General features: G+C 72.3%; 15 protein-coding genes and 2 pseudogenes. 7 read left to right on the top strand and 10 right to left on the bottom strand.

The window, feature by feature from the left end; all coding sequences use genetic code 11:
* Positions 1–18: 18 nt before the first annotated feature.
* Positions 19–819: a hypothetical protein gene (locus tag ACFYT9_RS21305; RefSeq protein ID WP_389166076.1), complete on the bottom strand. Its 801-nt coding sequence runs from the start codon at positions 817–819 to the stop codon at positions 19–21.
* Between the two features lie 220 nt (positions 820–1,039).
* Positions 1,040–1,243: a cold-shock protein gene (locus ACFYT9_RS21300; protein ID WP_383813762.1), complete on the bottom strand. Its 204-nt coding sequence runs from the start codon at positions 1,241–1,243 to the stop codon at positions 1,040–1,042.
* 203 nt (positions 1,244–1,446) lie between these two features.
* Here ACFYT9_RS21300 and ACFYT9_RS21295 point away from each other — a divergent pair, with 203 nt between their 5' ends.
* Positions 1,447–2,562: a substrate-binding domain-containing protein gene (locus tag ACFYT9_RS21295; protein ID WP_376603161.1), complete on the top strand. Its 1,116-nt coding sequence runs from the start codon at positions 1,447–1,449 to the stop codon at positions 2,560–2,562.
* Here ACFYT9_RS21295 and ACFYT9_RS21290 read toward each other — a convergent pair.
* Positions 2,519–2,995, bottom strand: coding sequence for a MarR family winged helix-turn-helix transcriptional regulator (locus ACFYT9_RS21290; protein WP_389166071.1), 477 nt, complete (start codon positions 2,993–2,995; stop codon positions 2,519–2,521). The two genes, ACFYT9_RS21295 and ACFYT9_RS21290, sit on opposite strands and share 44 nt — an antisense overlap.
* A gap of 320 nt (positions 2,996–3,315) precedes the next feature.
* Between ACFYT9_RS21290 and urtA the strand changes: the two genes are divergently transcribed.
* Genes urtA through urtE form a run of 5 tightly spaced genes read left to right on the top strand, consistent with a single transcriptional unit; the run spans position 3,316 to position 8,112 of the window.
* Complete coding sequence (gene urtA / locus ACFYT9_RS21285; RefSeq protein WP_389166068.1) at positions 3,316–4,569, top strand: urea ABC transporter substrate-binding protein; 1,254 nt, start codon at positions 3,316–3,318, stop codon at positions 4,567–4,569.
* Between the two features lie 48 nt (positions 4,570–4,617).
* Positions 4,618–5,502 (top strand): urea ABC transporter permease subunit UrtB, encoded by an 885-nt coding sequence (gene urtB / locus ACFYT9_RS21280; protein WP_376603158.1) that lies wholly within the window; start codon positions 4,618–4,620, stop codon positions 5,500–5,502.
* Complete coding sequence (gene urtC / locus ACFYT9_RS21275; protein WP_389166065.1) at positions 5,499–6,641, top strand: urea ABC transporter permease subunit UrtC; 1,143 nt, start codon at positions 5,499–5,501, stop codon at positions 6,639–6,641. The genes urtB and urtC overlap by 4 nt, the downstream gene beginning before the upstream one ends.
* Positions 6,638–7,414: an urea ABC transporter ATP-binding protein UrtD gene (gene urtD / locus ACFYT9_RS21270; protein ID WP_389166063.1), complete on the top strand. Its 777-nt coding sequence runs from the start codon at positions 6,638–6,640 to the stop codon at positions 7,412–7,414. Before urtC ends, urtD begins: the two co-directional genes overlap by 4 nt.
* Complete coding sequence (urtE, locus tag ACFYT9_RS21265; RefSeq protein WP_389166060.1) at positions 7,411–8,112, top strand: urea ABC transporter ATP-binding subunit UrtE; 702 nt, start codon at positions 7,411–7,413, stop codon at positions 8,110–8,112. Before urtD ends, urtE begins: the two co-directional genes overlap by 4 nt.
* Positions 8,113–8,164: 52 nt before the next feature.
* On the opposite strand, the gene ACFYT9_RS21260 is transcribed toward urtE, so the two are convergent.
* The 7 genes and pseudogenes from ACFYT9_RS21260 to ACFYT9_RS21230 form a co-directional block, all read right to left on the bottom strand.
* The gene (locus ACFYT9_RS21260; RefSeq protein ID WP_389166057.1) at positions 8,165–9,244 is read right to left on the bottom strand and encodes an aldose epimerase family protein; all 1,080 of its coding nucleotides are present in this window, start codon (positions 9,242–9,244) and stop codon (positions 8,165–8,167) included.
* Positions 9,245–9,312: 68 nt separating this feature from the next.
* On the bottom strand, positions 9,313–10,383 hold the full coding sequence (locus ACFYT9_RS21255; protein WP_376604743.1) for a LacI family DNA-binding transcriptional regulator: 1,071 nt from the start codon (positions 10,381–10,383) through the stop codon (positions 9,313–9,315).
* A gap of 80 nt (positions 10,384–10,463) precedes the next feature.
* Positions 10,464–11,585 carry an ABC transporter permease gene (locus ACFYT9_RS21250; protein WP_389166055.1) on the bottom strand — a complete coding sequence of 374 codons (1,122 nt, stop codon included), beginning with the start codon at positions 11,583–11,585 and terminating at the stop codon, positions 10,464–10,466.
* Positions 11,582–12,610, bottom strand: coding sequence for an ABC transporter permease (locus tag ACFYT9_RS21245; RefSeq protein ID WP_387270279.1), 1,029 nt, complete (start codon positions 12,608–12,610; stop codon positions 11,582–11,584). The genes ACFYT9_RS21250 and ACFYT9_RS21245 overlap by 4 nt, the downstream gene beginning before the upstream one ends.
* Positions 12,607–13,407, bottom strand: a pseudogene (locus tag ACFYT9_RS21240) (ATP-binding cassette domain-containing protein); the annotation flags it as partial. The pseudogene ACFYT9_RS21240 and the gene ACFYT9_RS21245, both read right to left, overlap by 4 nt.
* Positions 13,408–13,758: 351 nt before the next feature.
* Positions 13,759–14,245, bottom strand: a pseudogene (locus tag ACFYT9_RS21235) (ATP-binding cassette domain-containing protein); the annotation flags it as partial.
* A 362-nt stretch (positions 14,246–14,607) separates the two neighbouring features.
* Positions 14,608–15,693, bottom strand: coding sequence for an ABC transporter substrate-binding protein (locus tag ACFYT9_RS21230; protein WP_387270280.1), 1,086 nt, complete (start codon positions 15,691–15,693; stop codon positions 14,608–14,610).
* Between the two features lie 600 nt (positions 15,694–16,293).
* Between ACFYT9_RS21230 and ACFYT9_RS21225 the strand changes: the two genes are divergently transcribed.
* On the top strand, positions 16,294–19,572 hold the full coding sequence (locus tag ACFYT9_RS21225; RefSeq protein WP_389166052.1) for a LamG-like jellyroll fold domain-containing protein: 3,279 nt from the start codon (positions 16,294–16,296) through the stop codon (positions 19,570–19,572).
* The last annotated feature ends 26 nt before the right edge of the window (positions 19,573–19,598 follow it).

Genomic DNA, 19,598 nt, shown 5'->3' with positions numbered 1-19,598 from the left:
TCGGCTCACCGCCCGAGCTCAGGCGGCGCGGCGGCTTCCGTCGGTGTCGCAGGGGAGTTCGGAGGCGGGGTGGTTCGCGGTGAAGTCGCGTCGTGCCTGGCGCTCGGCCTCGGCGATGGCGGTGGGTTCGATGTCGATGATGCCGCCGAAGGGCCGGTCGACGTCGCGGATGATGACCAGGGCCGTCGTCAGCAGGGCGGTGATGACGACGAGCGTGACGATCTGGCCGCGGTTGTTCCTGCGGGGCAGGCAGATCCCCAGGGCCGCCACCGTGACGACCAGGGTGGCCAGCAGGAACCAGAAGATGGTGCTGGGGATGCTGGAGGTCGCCTGGGTCAGGCGTTCCTCACGCTCGTCGGAGCGCTTGTTGTCGGCGGCCACCAGCATCCCGAAGGCCGGCCGGCCCTCCAGCGTCTCGAACGTCTCCCGGAACGAGGTCGACCACACGCTCGGGGCCGTCGAGCCGTTGCCGTCGGACATCGCGGGCCACTCCTGGACGCGCACCGCGCGGGCGTAGCAGACGGCGTCGGCCTGGATCCGGGCCCTCTGCGCCACGGGGGCGTACTCGGCGGTCTCGACGAGCTGGTCCAGGGCGCGTGCCTCGCCGCGGGCGGCGACCTCGGCCTTGCCGTAGGAACCGTTGGCGGTGACCAGGACGAAGGAGAGCAGCAGGACGGTCATCGTCAGCAGCGGGCCGACCAGGTCCTTGACCGCCATTCCCTCGTCGTCGTCGGCGTTGACGAGGCGCGGCCGCAGCCACCGGTTCGCGGCGAGGCCGGCCAGCAGGGCGAGTACGGCGACGATGACGACGAGGGCCACGGGAGCCACCTCCGGGAGGGCGCGGGGTCCCGGCGGGGCGTGCCGGGTCCGCATGATCCTCTCCGGCTCCCTGCCGCGAGCGGGAGAACGGAAACGTTCACTCGCCCCCGCATGGGCGACAGCCCGTCGGCCACCCGGCCCAGGGCCTTCCCTGCCCGGTCCCCCGCACGACGACGGCGCCCGCACAGAGTGCGGGCGCCGTCGGAAGGGGCGAGCCGTGTCAGCCGCGGACGATGTTCTCCGCCTGCGGGCCCTTCTGACCCTGGGTGATGTCGAACGTCACCGTCTCACCCTCGGTGAGTTCGCGGTATCCGTTGCCGGAGATGTTGGAGTAGTGGGCGAAGACGTCCGGTCCCCCTCCGTCCTGGGCGATGAAGCCGAAGCCCTTCTCGGAGTTGAACCACTTCACGGTGCCGCTGGCCATGCTCGTCCTTCTGGTCAATTCGGTGGCTGCCCGGGTTCGGGCCCCACTGGGCCTCCCTGGGACGCCCGACACAGTCCTCCCCCGACAGCCTCAGGTCTACACACGTTCTCCAGATCCTTTTCGGATCCAGGTGACGTCTACGATTCGGTCTCGATCGGGGGCGCGGCTTGGGGGCGGCCGCGGGTGCGGCCATCATGGGCGCCATGCAGCGGCCGCTCCCCCTCCACCTCCCCGAGTGGTCCACGGTCGACGACGCGTCGGTGAACGTGGCGCTGGTCTATCCGATGCAGGGGCCCGCCGGGATGTTCGGTCCGACGTGCGGGGCCTGTGCCCGGCTGGCGGCGGAGGAGGTCAACAAGGCGGGCGGCGTGCTGGGCAGGGAGCTGCGGCTGGTCGAGGTCGACGGAGGGGCAGCCCCGGGGCGGGTCGCGGCGGAGGTCGAGGCGCTGGTGGCGACGGGGTTCGTGCAGGGCGTCACCGGATGGCACATCTCCTCCGTGCGGCGTGCGGTCGCGCCGCGGATCGCGCACCGGGTGCCGTACGTGTACACGGCGCTGTACGAGGGGGGCGAGCGCACCGAGGGCGTGTTCCTGACCAGCGAGACCCCCGCGGGGCAGCTGCTCCCCGCGATGCGCTGGCTCATGGAGGCGCGGGGGGTGCGGCGCTGGTTCGTCGTCGGCAACGACTACGTGTGGCCCCGGCGTACCGCGCGGGCGGCCCGCCGGTACGCCCGCGACTGCCGCGGCCGGGTGTGCGGGGAGGCGTATCTGCCGCTGGGCACGGACGACTTCGCCGGCGTGCTGCGGCTCGTCGAGCGGGCGGAGGCGGACGGCGTGCTGATGCTGCTGGTGGGCAGTGACGCGGTCCGGTTCAACCGGGCCTTCGCCGCTTCCGGTCTCGATCAGCGGTGTCTGCGGCTGAGTACGCTGATGGACGAGAACATGCTGTTGGGCAGCGGTCCTGACGCCACCGCCGGCCTGTTCAGCACGGCCGGGTTCTTCGCGTCCCTGGCGGACCGGAACAGCATGGACTTCCACGGGCTGTACGCCGGGCGCTTCGGGATCGACGCCCCGGTGCCGGGGAGTCTCGGGGAGTCCTGCTACGAGGGGGTGCTGCTGCTGGCGGCGCTCGTCGAGCGGGCCCGCACCCTCGACGTGTCCGCCATCGGGGAGGCCGCCGAGCACGTCTCGTACGAAGGTCCCCGGGGGCTCCTGGGGCTGAGCGGCCGCCATGTGCGGCAGCGCATCTATCTGGCGGAGGCGGACGGGCACGACTTCAACGTGCTCGCCCAGCTCCCCGCCCCGCCCCGGCGGCCGTGACGGCGTCGCCGTCGCCCAGCGCCCCGGTCAGCCGGCGCAGCAGCTCCGCGAGGTGCGCCTCGTCGGCCTCGGCGAGCGAGGCGGCCCACCGCTCCCGGTCGGCGCCCACCTCGCGGGACAGCAACTGCCGGTGCTCGACGCCCCGGGGGGTGAGGGCCGCGAGCACGCGGCGGCGGTCGGCGGGGTCGGCGCGCCGGTAGACCAGGTTCCGGTCGACGAGCTGGTCGACGAGTTTGGTCAGGGTGGCGGCCGGCAGGAAGGCGTACTCGGCGAGAGCCGTCATGGTGTGGCCCCGCCCGTCGGCGAGCAGGTCCAGGACGCGCCACGCCTCCAGGGAACAGTCGAAGGCGCCGAGCACGGACTGGAGCCGGCGCGCGGACAGCCGCTCGGCCCGGGTCAGCAGGTGGAGCAGGTCCTGATGCCGGTTCGTCATCTCGCTCCTCGCGCTCGCGTCGGTACGTCCGCCCGGGGTGGGGACGCGTCGAGCCTACCGCCGTCCGGGGCGATCCCCCAGGGGGTCCGGGAAGCCGATCCTTCCGTCAGGAAGCAAGGCGGCGTGGCAGCAACTGCGCTTGTCAGCAAGGATTCTGACGGAACCTCTCCTGCGTCCTGCCGGCAATTGCTTCCTGTGGAAACTGTTCATCAATTGCTCGGAAACGCGGTGGAAACAGATCCGGCGCAGGCTGTGTCGCACTTCAGCGATCGGAGTCTTCCGCTCCCCTCATCTCGCCCTCCGGGGCACGGAGGTCACGCATGTCCGGGCTCATCCTCACCAGACGCGGTCTTCTCACGAGCATGTCGGCCGTCGGCGCCGCCGGAGTCCTCGCCGCCTGCGGCGCCAAGACCGGCAGTGGTACGTCCCCCGGCGCCGAGGCCAAGGCGGACACGTCCGGCGCCACCGTCAAGGTCGGCCTGCTGAACTCGCTCTCGGGCACCATGGCCATCAGCGAGGTGACGGTGCACAACGCGCTCCTCCTCGCGGTGAAGGAGATCAACGCCTCCGGTGGTGTGCTCGGCAAGAAGCTGGAGGCCGTCAGCCAGGACGGCGCCTCCGACTGGCCCACCTTCGCCGAGAAGGCCGAGGCGCTGATCACGGACGACAAGGTCGTGGCCACCTTCGGCTGCTGGACCTCCGCGAGCCGCAAGGCCGTGAAGCCGGTCTTCGAGCGGTACAGGTCGCTGCTGTTCTATCCGGTGCAGTACGAGGGGCTCGAACAGTCGCCGTACATCTTCTACACCGGCGCCACCACCAACCAGCAGATCGTGCCCGCGCTGGAGTACCTGAGGAAGCAGGGCCTCACCCGGCTCTACCTGGTGGGCAGCGACTACGTCTTCCCGCGCACCGCCAACAAGATCATCCAGGCGTACGCGAAGGCGAACGGCATGCAGGTGGTCGGCGAGGACTACGCGCCGCTCGGCTCCACCGAGTTCAGCACCATCGTCAACAAGGTCAAGGGGGCCGGCGCCGACGCCGTCTTCAACACCCTCAACGGCGACAGCAACGTGGCCTTCTTCAAGGAGTACAAGTCGGCCGGGCTCACCGCGAAGAGCCTGCCGGTGCTCTCGGTGTCCATCGCCGAGGAGGAGGTCAAGAGCATCGGGACGCAGTACCTGGAAGGGCAGTTGACCGCCTGGAACTACTACCAGACGACCCCGGGCGCGGCGAACGAGAAGTTCCGTTCGGCCTACCAGGCGGCGTACGGCGCCGACAAGCCGACGAGCGACCCGATGGAGGCCGCGTACAACGCCGTGTACCTGTGGAAGGCGATGGTGGAGAAGGCCGGCTCCTTCGACGTGGCGAAGGTGAAGACCGCCGCGGACGGCATCACGCTCGACGCGCCCGAGGGCACCATCACCGTCGACGGGGCGACCCAGCACGTCCACAAGACCGCCCGGATCGGGAAGATCGGCGCGAACGGGCTCATCGACGAGGTGTGGAACTCGGGCAAGCCGATCAAGCCGGACCCGTACCTGAAGGGCTACCCCTGGGCCGCCGGGCTCTCCTGATCCGCCCTCCGCCCTCACGCCCCGCCCGTCCCCTTCCGGAGCCGCTTCATGACGGTCGTCCTCAACCAGTCCTTCACCGGCATCAGCATCGGTGCCGTCCTCCTGCTCATCGCGCTCGGTCTGACCCTCACCTTCGGGCAGATGGGCGTGATCAACATGGCGCACGGCGAGTTCATCATGGCCGGCGCGTACACGACGTACGTCCTCCAGCAGTCGCTCGGCGGCGCGGGCGCCCCGCTGCTCGTCGCCCTGCCGCTGGCCTTCCTGGTCGCCGGCGCCATGGGGGCACTCCTCGAATGGCTGCTGATCCGGCGCCTCTACGCCAGGCCGCTGGACACCCTGCTCGTCACCTGGGGCGTCTCCCTGATGCTCCAGCAGCTCGCCCGGGACGTCTTCGGCGCCCCCAACGTCCAGACCCGCGCACCCGACCTCCTCACCGGGAACGTCTCCGTCGCGGGCGTCACCTTCGCCACCAACCGGCTGTTCATCCTCGCTCTGGCGCTGCTGTGCGTGCTCGGCCTCACGCTGCTGCTGCGGCTGACGCCGCTGGGGCGGCGCATCCGGGCCGTCGTGCAGAACCGGGACCTCGCCGAGGTGTCCGGCATCGCCACCGCCACGGTGGACCGGACGACCTTCTTCATCGGCTCGGGCCTGGCCGGGGTGGCCGGCGTCGCCCTCACCCTGGTCGGCCCGATCGGCCCGACGATGGGCACGAACTTCATCGTCGACGCCTTCCTGGTCGTGGTCGTCGGCGGGGTCGCCCAGCTCAAGGGGAGCGTGATCACCGCCTTCGCGCTGGGCGTGCTCCAGTCGGTCGTGGAGTACTCGACGACCGTCAGCGTCGCCAAGGTCTTCGTGCTCGTGGCGATCGTCGCCTTCCTCCAGTGGCGACCCCAGGGCCTCTACACACTGCGTACCCGGAGCCTGGCATGACGACGACACTCTCCCCTCCCGGCACTCCCGGCACCACGGACGAGCCGGTCGCCCCCTCACCCCTCGCCCGGTTCCGTGTGCCGGGTGCCTTCCTCCTCGGCGCGGTCCTGCTCGTCGGGGTGGCGCCGCTGGTCCTCTCCGACTTCCGGCTCAACCTCCTCGCCAAGTACCTGTGCTACGCGATCGTCGCGGTCGGCGTCAGCCTCGCCTGGGGACGCGGCGGGCTGCTCGTCCTCGGCCAGGGCGTCTTCTTCGGCCTGGGCGGCTACGCCATGGCGATGCACCTGAAACTGGCCGACGCCGCCGCGACCGGGCAGACGCTGCCCGACTTCATGCAGCTCTACGGCACCTCCGACGCGCTGCCGTGGTGGTGGGCGCCGTTCGCGAACCCGGTCTTCGCCCTCGCGATGACGGTGCTGCTGCCGATGGCGGTCGCCGCCCTGCTCGGGCTGTGCGTCTTCCGGCGGCGGGTGAAGGGCGCGTACTTCGCGATCCTGAGCCAGGCGCTCGCGGCGGCCCTGGCGATCTGGCTGATCGGACAGCAGGCGACGACCGGCGGCACCAACGGGCTCACCGACTTCCAGGGCTTCTTCGGCTACGACCTCGACGACCCGGTGAACCAGCGGATGGTGTACTTCGTCATCGCCGCCGCGCTCCTGCTGCTGATGGCGGCGGTCCGGCAACTGTTCGTCAGCCGCTACGGCGAGCTCCTGATCGCCGTGCGGGACGCCGAGGAGCGGGTGCGCTTCCTCGGATACGACCCGGCCGTGGTCAAGCTGGTGGCGTACGTCGGCGCGGCCGGCGCGGCGGGGCTGGCCGGCGCGCTCTTCGTCCCGGCCGTCGGCATCATCTCGCCCGCCCTGATCGGCATCGTGCCGTCCATCGGCTTCGTCATCGGCGCGGCGGTCGGCGGCCGGGCGTCACTGCTGGGCGCGGTGCTCGGCGCGATCGCGGTGGCCTGGGCCCAGAGCGGCCTGTCCGACGCGTTCCCCGCCGCGTGGACCTACCTCCAGGGCCTGCTCTTCGTCGTGGCCGTCGGGTTCCTCCCCGGCGGGCTCGCCTCCCTGGTGTCCGTCGTCCGCGGGCGACGCGCCCGGACCCGTACCACTCCCCCGGCTCCCCGAGGAGGAACCGTATGAACGGCGACGGACTGGTCGTCCGCGACCTGCGGGTGACGTTCGACGGGTTCACCGCCGTCGACGGCGTCGACCTCGACATCCACCCCGGTGACCTGCGCTTCCTGATCGGCCCCAACGGGGCCGGCAAGACCACTCTCGTCGACGCGATCACCGGACTGGTGGCCTCGACCGGGTCGGTCCGCTTCGAGGGCCGGGAGCTGCGCGGGAAGCCCGTGCACCGCATCGCCCGCCTCGGCATCGGCCGCACGTTCCAGACGGCCACGGTGTTCGAGGAGCTGACCGTGCTCCAGAACCTGGACATCGCGGCGGGTGCCGGGCGCGGTCCGGCGACCCTGCTCAGGCGGAGCAAGGACGTGCCGGAGGCGGTGACGCGTGCGCTGGAGACCACCGGGCTCACGGCGCTGCGCGACCGGCCCGCGGGCGCGCTGGCCCACGGCCAGAAGCAGTGGCTGGAGATCGGCATGCTCCTCGTCCAGGACGTGCGGCTGCTCCTGCTCGACGAGCCCGTCGCCGGCATGAGCCACGACGAACGCGAGGCCACCGGCGAGCTGCTGCGGAGGGTGAGCGGGGAGCGGACGGTCGTCGTCATCGAGCACGACATGGATTTCATGCGGTCGTTCGCCCGCAGCGTGACCGTCCTGCACGGCGGCAGGGTCCTCAGTGAGGGCTCGGTCGCCGACGTCCAGGCCGACGCCCGGGTCCAGGAGGTCTACCTCGGGAGCGTCTCCGAACCCGACCGCGAGGTCGCCGTCAGCGGTGTGGAAGGGGCGTGACCGCCGTGCTGGAGATCAGGGCCCTGCGGGCGGGCTACAACCGCAGCACCGTGCTGCACGAGGTGACCGTCACCGTCCCGGCGGACGGCGTCGCCGCCGTCCTCGGTCACAACGGCGCCGGCAAGAGCACCCTCCTGAGGGCCGCGATGGGGTCGATCAGACCGACCGCCGGGACGGTCCTGCTGGACGGCGAGGACATCACCCGTCTCGCCCCGCACCGGCGGGTCGCCCGGGGCATGGCGTACGTCCCCCAGGGCCAGCAGTCCTTCCCCCACCTCACCACCGCCGAGAACCTGCGGCTCGTCGCGGACGGGCGCCCCCACGGCAGGGAGGCGATCGCGGAGGCCCTGGACCTCTTCCCGGTCCTGGGCGAGCTGGCCGGCCGCCGCGCGGGCCTCCTCTCCGGGGGCCAGCGGCAGCAACTCGCCCTGGCCCGGGCCCTGATCACCCGGCCTCGGGTGCTGCTCCTGGACGAGCCGACGGAGGGCATCCAGCCGTCCGTCGTCCGTGAGATCGAGGACGTGATCCTGGCCCTCACCTCACGGGGCGGTCTGTCGGTCCTCCTCGTCGAACAGCACGTGGGCTTCGCGATGCGGGCCGCCGAGCGGTACTTCGTGCTGGAGGCGGGCCGCGTCACCTCCTCCGGAGCGGGCGGGTCCGGTGCGGAGAGCACCGTGCGCGAGGCGCTCAGCGTGTGAGGCGGCAGGCGGAACGGAAGGGGGCGGACGCGGGTCCGCCCCCTTCCGGCCGTCACGGACCGGTCGGGCGGGGGAAGCGGAACTCGGTGCGGCGGCGGGCGGTGGTGCCCGGGCGGAGGACGGGGCTGGGGTACGCGGGGCGGTTGGGGGCGTCGGGGAAGTGCTGGGCCTCCAGGCAGACCGCGCCGTGCCGGAGGAGCGGGCGGCCGGCGGGGTCGGTCAGGGTGCCGTCGAGCTGGTTCGCCGTGTAGACCTGGAGGCCGGGCGCGGTCGTCCAGAGTTCCATGACGCGCGCCGCGCCGGGGGCCGTGAGGCGGGCGGCTCGGCGGGGTTGCGGTGACTCGGCGCCGGCGAGGGTCCAGCAGTGGTCGTAGCCGCCGGCGAGGCGGAGCTGTTCGTCGGCGGGAGCGAGGAGGGTGTCGCGCAGACGGCGGGGGGCGGTGAGGTCGAAGGGGGTTCCCGAGGTGTTCGCCGGCGGGCCGAGGGGGATGCCGGCGGGGTCGACGGGGAGATAGCCGGTGGCGTCGACCTGGAGGGTGTGGTCGAGGACGTCGCCGCCGTCGGCCGCGAGGTTGAAGTAGGCGTGGCTGGTGAGGCTCACGACGGTGGCTCGGTCCGTGGTGGCGGCGCACTCCAGGGAGAGGGTGCCGGCGGCGTCGAGCGCGTACGTGGCGGTGACGTCGAGGGTTCCCGGGAAGCCCATGTCGCCGTCGGGGCTGCGCAGGGTGAGCCGCAGGGCCGCGGTGTCGCCGTCGACGAGCGGCGCGGCGCTCCAGACGCGGGTGTCGAAGCCGTCGGGCCCGCCGTGCAGGGCGTGGCCCCGGTCGTTCGCGGGGACGTGGTGGGTGACGCCGTCGAGGGTGAAGCGGCCGTGGGCGATGCGGTTGGCGTACCGGCCGATGAGGGCGCCGAGGTACGGGCTCTTCTCCGCGTACTGGTCGAGCGAGCCGAGCGAGAGGACCACGTTGTCCGTGTGCCCGTGGACGTCGGGGACGCCGAGGGCGTGCAGGATTCCGCCGTAGGTGAGGATCTCCGCGTACGCCCCGGAGGGCGACGCCAGGTGCCAGAGGGTGACCTCCTCCCCGGCGGGGGTGGTGCCGAACGGGCGGTGACGGATGGTGGGTCGGGGCATGGGCATTCCTCGGGCCGGGGGGAGGAAGGACGGGCGTCCTCGGGGCGGGACGGGCCCCGAGGACGTGTTCAGGGAGCGTCGGTCACGGGGGCGGTCGCCGTCGCGGAGGCTCGCGGCGCGGCCACCGTGTGGGAGCCGCCGGTGGATTCGCGGACGACGAGTTCGTAGCCGGGGCGGATGCGGCGCGGCTCCGTGACGGGGGCGCCCGCGAGGCGCTCCACCAGCCGGTCGACGGCCTGCCGGGCGATGGCCCGCTTGTCCGGGGCGACGGTGGTGAGGCTGATCGTGCCGTACCGGCTCTCCTCGATGTCGTCGAAGCCGACCACGGCGATGTCGTCGGGGACGCGCAGGCCCCGCTCGGCGAGGGTGCGCAGCGCGCCGAGCGCGATCAGGTCGTTGTAGGCGAAGACGGCGTCGGGCCGGACGTCGCGGTCGAGGAGGGTGGCCATCGCGTCGGCGCCGTCGCCCCGGCCGTAGCCGTCGGTGGCGACGACCAGCCGGTCGTCGGGTTCCACACCGGCGGCCGTGAGCTCTTCGCGCCAGCCGCGCAACCGCAGGTGGGCGGGCTGGCGTTCGCGGCCGGTGCGGGAGCCCAGGAAGGCGATGCGACGGCGGCCGAGGTCGAGCAGGTGGCGGACCGCGCTGCGGGCGGCGGCGACGTTGTCGATGGCGATCTGGTCGTACGGGGCGTCGTACTCGCGCTCGCCGAGGAGGACGAGCGGGGAGGTCTCCTGGCGGGCGAGCAGGTCGCCGTTCTCCAGGTGGATGGGGCTGAGGATCAGCCCGTCGATGACGTGGGAGCGGAACTCCTGGCAGACCAGCAGCTCCCGCTCCCGCAGCCCCGCCGTGTGGTCGACGAGCACGGTGTAGTCGTGCTGGGCGGCCGCGTCGATCACCGCGCCGGCCAGCTCCGCGAAGTACGGGTTGCCCAGCTCGGGGACCGCGAAGGCGATGATGCCCGTGCGCCCCTTGCGGAGGTGGCGGGCCGTGAGGTTCGGCCGGTAGCCGAGCTCGTCGATGGCCCGCTGCACCTTGGCGCGCATCTGCGGTGTGACGTGCGGGTAGTTGTTGACCACGTTGGAGACGGTCTTGATGGAGACGCCGGCCCTCTGCGCGACGTCCTTGAGGCTGACGCCCACGAGACTCCTCTGGTTCGGCTCTGGCCGGTGTCGGGGCCGGGACGGGACCGGCGGGGCGGTTGCGGTGGTACGGATCGGCTTCAGAGCGTTCTTCTGGTACGTGAAACGTACCGCTGGGCCACCACGACCAGGATCAGGAAGCCTCCACTGACCACCGACTGGTACGAGGAGTTCAGCGAGCCGATCTGGTTGATGAGGTTCTGGATGACGGCGAGCAGCAGGACGCCCCACAGCGTGCCGGTCACCGAACCCGCGCCGCCGACGAGCAGGGTGCCGCCGATGACGACGGCGGCGATGGCGTCGAGCTCCATGCCGGTGCCGATGATCGTGACTCCGGAGGAGAGCCGGGCGGCGTTGATCGCCCCGGCGAAGCCCGCGAGCAGGCCGCTGAGCACGTACACCGTGACCTTGGCGCGGGCCACCGGCAGCCCCATCAGGGTCGCCGCGTCGCCGCTGCCGCCGACGGCGAACAGCGTCTGGCCGAAGGAGGTGCGCTGCAGGACGAGGCCGCCCGCGGCGAACAGCACCAGGGCGATCAGGATCGGGTACCCGAACCCGGCGACGCTGCCCTGGCCGAGCTCCGCGAACGCCGAGCCCTTCGGTACGAGATGGGTGGTGGCGCCCTCGTCGGTGAGCGCGAGCAGCAGGCCCCGGGCGCCCAGCAGGGAGGCGAGGGTGACGATGAAGGGGGCCATGCCGGCGCGGGCGATGAGGAGGCCGTTGAGCAGTCCGATCGCACCGCACACGACGAGCGGCGCGAGCAGCGCGGGCAGCAGGCCCCACTGCGAGGCCCAGGCGGCGAGGACGCCGCCGAGGGCGAAGACGGAGCCGACGGACAGGTCGATGCCGCCGGTGATGATCACCAGGGTCATGCCGAGGGCGACGACGGCGAGGAAGGACGCCTGGACGAGGACGCCGCGCGCGTTGTCGAGGGTGGCGAAGGTCGGGTAGACGAAGGACGCGATCACGACGACCGAGAGGAGGACGGCGAGCACGCCCTGGCTCCGCACGCCTGCGAGGAGGCGTTCCGCTCGTGTGCTTCCGGGGTGGGGGCCGGAGGGCCTGCCGGGGGCGGCGGGTGTGCCGGTGGCTTCCGGGGTTTCCGGGGCTTTCGTGCCGGCCGTCGTGGGCGTCCCTGTCGGGTCGGCCGGGTCGGCCGGGGCCGCTGTGGCTGCTCTGGCTGCGGACGGGGTCTGCTTCATCGGGATCGGCGCTCCCGTGCGACGTAGACGGCGGCGACGATGATGGCCGCCTGGGCGATCTGGGCGGTGGAGTCGGGCAGGTCGTGCTTGACGAGCGTGGCCCGCAGCAGCTGCATCAGGAGCGCTCCGGCGACCGTGCCCAGGACGCGGATCGAGCCGCCGCTGAGCGGGGTGCCGCCGACGACCACGGCGGTGATCGCGGAGAGTTCCATCAGCGTGCCGAGGGAGGAGGGGTCGCTGGCGGTGAGGCGGGCGGTGGCGAGGACGCCGGCGAGGGCGGCGAGGACGCCGCACAGGATGTAGACGCCGGTCAGGACGCGCTTGACGGGGAGTCCCGCGAGGGCGGCCGCGGCGCGGTTCCCGCCGATGGCGACGACCTGCCGTCCGAAGGTGGTGCGGTGGACGACGAAGGCGACGGCGAGGGCCAGGGCGCCGGCGATGAGGACGACGAGCGGGATGCCAAGGAAGCTTCCGGTGCCGAGGGCGAGCAGGTCGGGGTTGACGATCTGCTTGAGCCGGCCGTCCGCCATGACGAGCGCCAGGCCGCGTCCGCCGACGAACAGCGCGAGGGTGGCGACGATCGGTTGGAGCCCGACGACGGAGACCAGGGTCCCGTTGATCGCTCCGACGAGGGCGCCCGAGAGGAGCGCGACGAGCAGGGCGGGGATCAGTCCGTAGCCGAGGTAGAGCGGCAGCAGCGCGGCGGCGAGGGCCATGGCGGAGCCCACGGAGAGGTCGACGCCCTCGGTGCCGATGACCAGGGCCATGCCGAGCGCGACGATGACGATCGGCGCGACCTGGATGAGCTGGGTGCGGAAGTTGTCGGCGGTGAGGAAGTGGTCGGTGAAGACCGCGTTGAAGAGGAGCAGCGCGGCGACGGCCGCGTAGACGCCGTACTCCTGGAGCCAGGCGGCGGTACCGCGACGGCCCCGGGTTCCGGAGCTCTTGGTGCCGGGTGCGCCGGGGCCGCCGGCGTCTCGGGCTCCCTCGCCGCGGACGGGTTCCGCGGTGGCCTGGGCGGTCATCGGGGGGCCTCCTCGGATGCGGGGCGGGGGTGTGGGGGTGGGGATGCGGGTGGTGGTGTGGATGCGGGTTCGGGTTCGCCTGCCGGTGCGGGCGGGGTCGCGGTGGGGTCGTCGGGGGATCGGGGGTGGCAGGTGTCCGGGGCCTGGTCGGTGAGTGCCGCGCGGTCGGCGGGAGGGGCGTGGTCGGCCAGGGCGGCGAGGAGGGCGCCTTCGGAGACGTTCTCGCCGACGAGTTCGCCGACGGTCGCGCCGTTGCGCAGGACGACGATCCGGTCGGCGCCCTCGACGAGTTCCTCCAGGTCGGACGAGATCAGCAGGACGGCCAGGCCCTCCCCCGCGAGTTCGTCGATGAGGGCCTGGACCTCGGCCTTCGCCCCCACGTCGATGCCCCGGGTGGGTTCGTCGAGGAGCAGCACCTTCGGTTCGAGGCAGAGCCAGCGGGCCAGGAGCACCTTCTGCTGGTTGCCGCCGGACAGTTCGCCGACCTTCTGCTCCGGGCTGGACGCCTTGATCCGCAGCCGCTTCATGAAGATCTCCACCAGGCGGTCCTGGCGCGCCCGGGAGACCACGCCGCCGCGTGACAGCCGGGGCAGGGCGGCGAGGACGATGTTCTCCCGCACGGACAGGCCGGGCACGATCCCCTCCGCCTTGCGGTCCTCCGGGAGCAGGCTGATCCCCGCCCGGATGGCCGCCGCCGAGGAGGAGCGGGCGAGCGGCGTGCCCGCGACCCGTACCTCCCCCGCGTCCAGGGAGAGCGCGCCGGCCAGCGCCTTCGCCGTCTCGCTGCGGCCGGAGCCGAGCAGACCGCCGAGGCCGAGCACTTCGCCCGGATGCAACTCCAGCGAGACGTGGTCCAGTTGGTGGCGGCGTACCAGGTCCTTCGCCGTCAGCACGGGGGTCCGGGTGACGTCGTGGCCGTCCGTGCCGAAGCTGGTGACGCCGTTGCGGCGCAGCTCGGACACCTCCCGGCCCAGCATCATGGAGACCAGCTTCACCCGGTCGAGCTCCGCGAGCGGGCCGGTGTGGATGTGCCGGCCGTCGCGCAGGACGGTGACGCGGTCGCAGATCCGGTAGAGCTCGTCCATGCGGTGGCTGACGTACACGACGGCGATGTTCCGCCGCCTGAGGTCCTCGATGACCCTGAAGAGGGTCTCGACCTCGCGGGGTTCCAGGGACGACGTCGGTTCGTCCATGACGACGACCTGGGCGTCGACCGAGACCGCGCGGGCGAGGGCGACCATCTGCTGGGTGCCGAGGCCGAGCGTGTGCAGGGGGCGGCGCGGGTCCACGGTGACACCGAAGCCGCCGAGGAGTTCGGCCGCCTGCTCGTGCATGCTCGGGAAGTCGATCAGGCGGAGACGGTTCTTGGGTTCGCGGCCGAGGAAGATGTTCCGGGCCACGCTCATCAGCGGGACGAGGTTGACCTCCTGGTAGATCGTGGAGATCCCGGCGCTCTGCGCCTCGGAGGGGCGGGCGAAGCTCACCGGGCTGCCGACGAGCAGGAGTTCGCCCGCGTCGGGGCGATGCACTCCGGTGAGCACCTTGATGAGGGTGGACTTGCCCGCGCCGTTCTCGCCGACGAGGGCGTGGGTCTCGCCGGCGCGGAGCGTGAAGGAGACGTCGTCCAGGGCGACGACGCCGGGGAAGCGTTTCCCGACGCCGCGGGCCTCCAGCACCGTCGGCGCGGACGCGGACGCCGTGCCGCGGACCGCGGACGCTGCCGCTTCGGGGGGTGCCATGGGGGCCTTCCGGGGTTCGAGGGTGGGGTGGGACGGGGTGGGACGGGGTGGGCGGAGGTCGGAGGGGGCGGCCGGCCCGCGGGAACCGGCGGGGCCGGTGCGCGCGGGGCCGGTGCGCGAGGGGGCCGGTGCGGCGCGGGGCCGCACGGAGCGGGGAGGCCGGGTGCGGCCCCGCGGATCCACGAGGAGGAGGTGCGTACCGGGAGCGCGCCGGGCTCCCCCGCGTACCGCTCCCGTCCCCGCACCCGCCCCCTTCGGTCAGTACGCGCCGCCCAGCGACTCCGCGGCGTTCGCCGGGTCGTAGGCGCGGTCCGCGATGATGACGTCCTCCGGGACGCCCTCGCCCGCGTAGAACTTCTGCGCGGTGGCGAAGGCCAGCGGGCCGAAGCGCGGGTTGGACTCGATCACGGCGTTCAACTCGCCGTTGACCAGCGCCTGTACGGCGTTGCGCGTGCCGTCGATCGACACGATCTTGATGTCCTTGCCGGGCTTCTTGCCGGCCGCCTTGAGGGCGGTGACGGCACCCAGCGCCATCTCGTCGTTCTCGGCGTACACCGCCGTGATGTCGGGCTTGGACTGGATCAGCTGCTCCATGACCTGCTGGCCCTTGTCGCGGGCGAACTCGCCGGTCTGCTGGGCGACGATCTCCAGACCCGGCGCCGTGGCGGCGACCTGGTCGACGAAGCCCTTGGTCCGGTCCGTGGTGACGCTGTTGCCGGAGGAGCCGAGCAGGATGGCGACCTTCCCCTTGCCTCCGGTCGCCTTCACCATCGCGTCCGCCGCCCGCTTGCCCTGCTCGACGAAGTCCGAACCGAGGAAGGCGAGATAGTCCTTGCAGGAGGTGGCGTTGACCTTGCGGTCGATGGTGAGGACCGGGACCTTCTTGGCGGCGGCGGCCTGGAAGGCCGGCTCCAGACCGTCGGAGTTGAGCGGGGCGACGATCAGGAACTGCGCGCCCTGGGCCAGCATGTCCTGGATGTCGCTGATCTGCTTGGACAGCTGGGACTGGGCGTTGGTGGTGAGGAGCTTCTTCACTCCGATCTTCGCGGCCTCGTCCTTGATGGACTGGGTCTCGGCGATGCGGAAGGGGTTCGCCTCCTTCTCCGACTGGGAGAAGCCGACGACGGCGTCCTTGAGGTCGAGCTTCGGCGCGCCGTAGGTGGTGAGGTTGCAGCCGGGGCCGGCGGAGGCGGTCGGCGTCTGGACCGTCTGCGCGCCCTGGCCGCTGTCGCCGGCGGCCTCGCCGGTCGTCTCGGACTTGGCGCAGCCGGAGAGCGCGAGCGCGGCGGTGGCCGCGACGACGCAGGCGAGGGAGAGCGTGCGGGATCTCTGCGGAAGGGTCATCGGAAGGACACTCCTTGGCGGGGGACAGCACCGCCGGGCGGCGTGCGGTCGCGCGGGGGCGGGGAAGCGGAGCCGGACCGCCGCGATGAGGACGGCGGACCTGTGACGCACAGTCTCGATCAGCCCGGATCATGGCCCTGACCTGGGAAGATCATGGCTCGGAGTGCCTTCCGGGACGGGCGGCGACTCCGGCTTTACAACGTTATAACCGCGCCGCGGCGAGCTCTGCAAGAGCCGGGGACAACGTTTTCCGGAATCCCTCACGGAGGCGAAAGGGCCATCCGGTACGGCTTGTTGACGAACCCTCACAGAGGGCGTGCGCGGGGTCTGGACAGCCTCCGCGCGGCGTGCTGTCATTCCGCTGCACGCCGATTTCCAACGTTGGAATTCCGGTCGGCCGCCCCGCCGGGGCCCCTTGCCGACCCCCTACGCAGGCAGCCGCCGTACACCGGTTCCGTACGCCACCGGCGTACCTCCCCGCCGTACGCCGTCACCCCGCCGGCCTCCCCGCCGGCCTCCGTGCCGGAACCGCCGCACGGCGGAGCGCTCCGGGGCCGGCTGCCCCCTCGCCCCCCTCCTGCCCCGCACGAGGAAGACGTGATGACACGACAACGACGCACCACCCGCCCCCGCACCCGATTCTGGTCCCTCCTCACCGCCGCCGCCCTCGTCCTCCCCGTGGGCGCCCTGACTCCGCCGGCCGCCGCCCTCGCCGCCGACCGGACGCAGGCCTCGGCCGCTTCCACGGCCCCCGCCATCGAGGTCCACGGCCTCAAGGGCGAGTACTTCGCGATGTCCGCGCCCGGTGCCCGGGACTTCGCCCGGCTCGGTGGCACCGCGCTCGACCCGCAGGTCGACTTCTCCGGGCTCACCGGCACGTTCGAGGCGCTGACCGGCAGCGCGGAGCACACCACCGCGCGCTGGACCGGCCGGATCGCCGCCCCGGTCACCGGCGACTACACCTTCCACGGCATCGGCGACAACGGCTTCCGGCTGTTCGTCGACGGCGAGCCGGTGATCGACCACTGGGTGCCCGACTGGGACCGGGAGCAGACCAGCGCGCCCGTGCGGCTGACCGCAGGCGAGAAGCACGACTTCCGCCTGGAGATGTTCCAGGACGTCGGCGGCGCCAACATGTTCCTGCGCTGGTCGACGCCGTCGATGCCCAAGCAGCTCGTGCCGGAGTCCGCGTTCACGCCACCGGACGACTTCGCGGTCTACCCGGTCGAACCGACCGTCCCGGCGGGCGGCCGCCAGCTGAGGCTCCGCTTCGACCACCGGGTCGGCGGACTCGACCGGCTCGCGGACCACCTCACCGTCGAGGCCGACACCACTCCCCTGCCGATCCGCTCGGTCAAGGCCGCGCCCGGCGACCCGACGACCGCCGTCGTCGAGCTCGGCGCGCCGGTCCAGAAGGGCCAGCAGGTACGGATCGACTACGACGGCGCGGGCGGGCTGACCAACGGCGGCGAGACCGTCCCCCGGCTCCTGCGCTCGGCGGCCAACGCCTCCACCCACCGCCTCACGACCGAGTGGGGCGACGAGCTGGACCCGAGGAACCCGCTGCCCGAGTACCCCCGCCCGCAGCAGGTCCGCTCGCAGTGGAAGAACCTCAACGGTCCCTGGCAGTTCGCCCCCGCCGAGGCCGGCGAGACGCCCGTCTTCGGCCGGGACCTGCCCGAGCGGATCGTCGTGCCCTTCCCCGTCGAGTCCCAGCTCTCGGGCATCGAGCGGCACGAGGACCACATGGTCTACCGGCGGCTCGTCGACGTCCCCAAGGGCTGGAAGGTCGGCGGAACGGGCCGCGACAACCGCCTGATGCTGAACTTCGGCGCCGTCGACCACCGGGCCACGGTGTACGTGAACGGCAGGAAGGTCGCCGAGCACACCGGCGGCTACGACGCCTTCAGCGCCGACGTCACCGACGCGCTCAAGGCCAGGGGCCCGCAGGAGATCGTCGTCGCCGTCACCGACACCGGCGGCCCGAACCAGCCCACCGGCAAGCAGTCCACCCACCCCGGCGGCATCTTCTACACCCAGTCCTCCGGCATCTGGCAGACGGTGTGGATGGAGCCGGTCGCGCCCGTCGCCATCGACGACGTCGTCACCACCCCCGACGTCGACACCTCCACCCTCGCCGTGACGGTCCGCTCCGCCCGCGCCTCGGCCGGCGCGCGCGTCGAGGCGGTCGCCCGGGACGCCCGCGGCAGGATCGTCGGCCGGATCAGCGGCCCGGCCGACCGCGAACTGCGGCTTCCGGTGCCGAAGGCCCGGCTGTGGAGCCCGGACGACCCGTACCTGTACGACCTCGACGTGCGGCTCACCGACGGCCGGTCGTCCGACCGCGTCGGCAGCTACTTCGGCATGCGGAAGATCTCCGTCGAGAAGGTCGGCGGCTTTCCGAAACTGGTGCTCAACGGCAAGCCGGTCTTCTCGCTGGCCACGCTCGACCAGGGCTTCTGGCCCGACGGCCTGTACACGCCGCCGAGCGACGAGGCGCTCGCCTTCGATCTGGAGGCACACAAGAAGCTCGGCTTCAACGCGGTGCGCAAGCACATCAAGGTCGAGTCGGACCGCTGGTTCTACCACGCCGACCGCCTCGGTCTGCTGGTGTGGCAGGACTTCGTCTCCGGCGACCTCAAGGACGCCGCCGGCCGGCAGGCCTTCGTCGAGCAGGGCCGGGAGATGATGCGCGAGCACCACGACTCCCCGTCCGTGATCGGCTGGATCGTCTTCAACGAGGGCTGGGGCGAGTGGGACCGCGAGGAGTCCGGCCGGATCGCCGAGTCGGTGAAGGCGGCCGACCCGTCCCGGATCGTCAACGCCCACAGTGGTGTCAACTGCTGCAATTCCAAGGGCGATTCGGGCAAGGGCGACATCATCGACCACCACGACTACAACAACACCGACGCGCCCTACCCCGACCACCGGGCGGCGATGGACGGCGAGCACGGCGGCTTCACCCTGCGCACCCCCGGCCACATGTGGCCCGGCGCGCCGACCGTGATCTACAGCGGTGTCGCCGACAAGGAGGCACTGACCCGCAAGTACGTCGAGAACACGGAGAAGTACTACCTGGAGGCGGCGGGCGCCGAGCTGTCGGGCTCCGTCTACACCCAGATCTCCGACCTGGAGAACGAGCTCAACGGCCTCTACACGTACGACCGCAGGGAGATCAAGGTCGACCCGGTGCGCGTCCGTGAGATCAACCGTAAGGTGATCGCGGCCGGTGCCGCCGCCGGGCAGCGCACGCCGGTGGCGGGCGGTGCCTCCTGGTCGCTCGACGAGGGCACGGGTACGACGGCCGGCGACTCCGGCCCGAACAGGGCGACGCTCACCCTCACCGGGGACACCGGCTGGACGGACGGCGTCCGGGGCAGCGCGCTGCGCTTCGACGGCCAGGGCGACTTCGCGCAGACGGCGGGCCCGGTGGTCGACACCACCGCCGGATACACGGTCTCGGCCTGGGCCACGCTCGACGCCCTCCCCGGCAACTACGCCACCGTCGTCAGCCAGGACGGCCGGCGCCAGGAGAACCCCTTCTACCTCCAGTACGGCCAGGGCGCCTTCGCCTTCAGCACCCCGGGCGGCAACCGGGCCCGCTTCGCCACCACCCCCGAGCTCGGCCGCTGGTACCACCTGGTGGGCGTCCGCGACCCGGCACGGAACGAGATCCGGCTGTACGTGGACGGGGCGCTCGTGGCCACGGCCGCGGCGGGTCCGGCGGACGTGAGCACCGGTCCGCTGGCGGTGGGCCGGGCCAGGTGGGGCGGCGGGAACGTCGACTTCTGGAAGGGCTCCGTGGACCAGGTCGGCGTCTTCGACCGGGCGCTCTCCTCGGAGGAGGTGGCCGCCCTGAACGCCGCGGGGCGCTCGTAGCGGCCACGCCTTCCCGGATCGGGGCC

Source organism: Streptomyces sp. NPDC004435, from assembly GCF_042873895.1.
In the GTDB taxonomy this organism is placed as follows: domain Bacteria; phylum Actinomycetota; class Actinomycetes; order Streptomycetales; family Streptomycetaceae; genus Streptomyces.
This window is presented reverse-complemented; position numbering and strand designations above follow the sequence as displayed.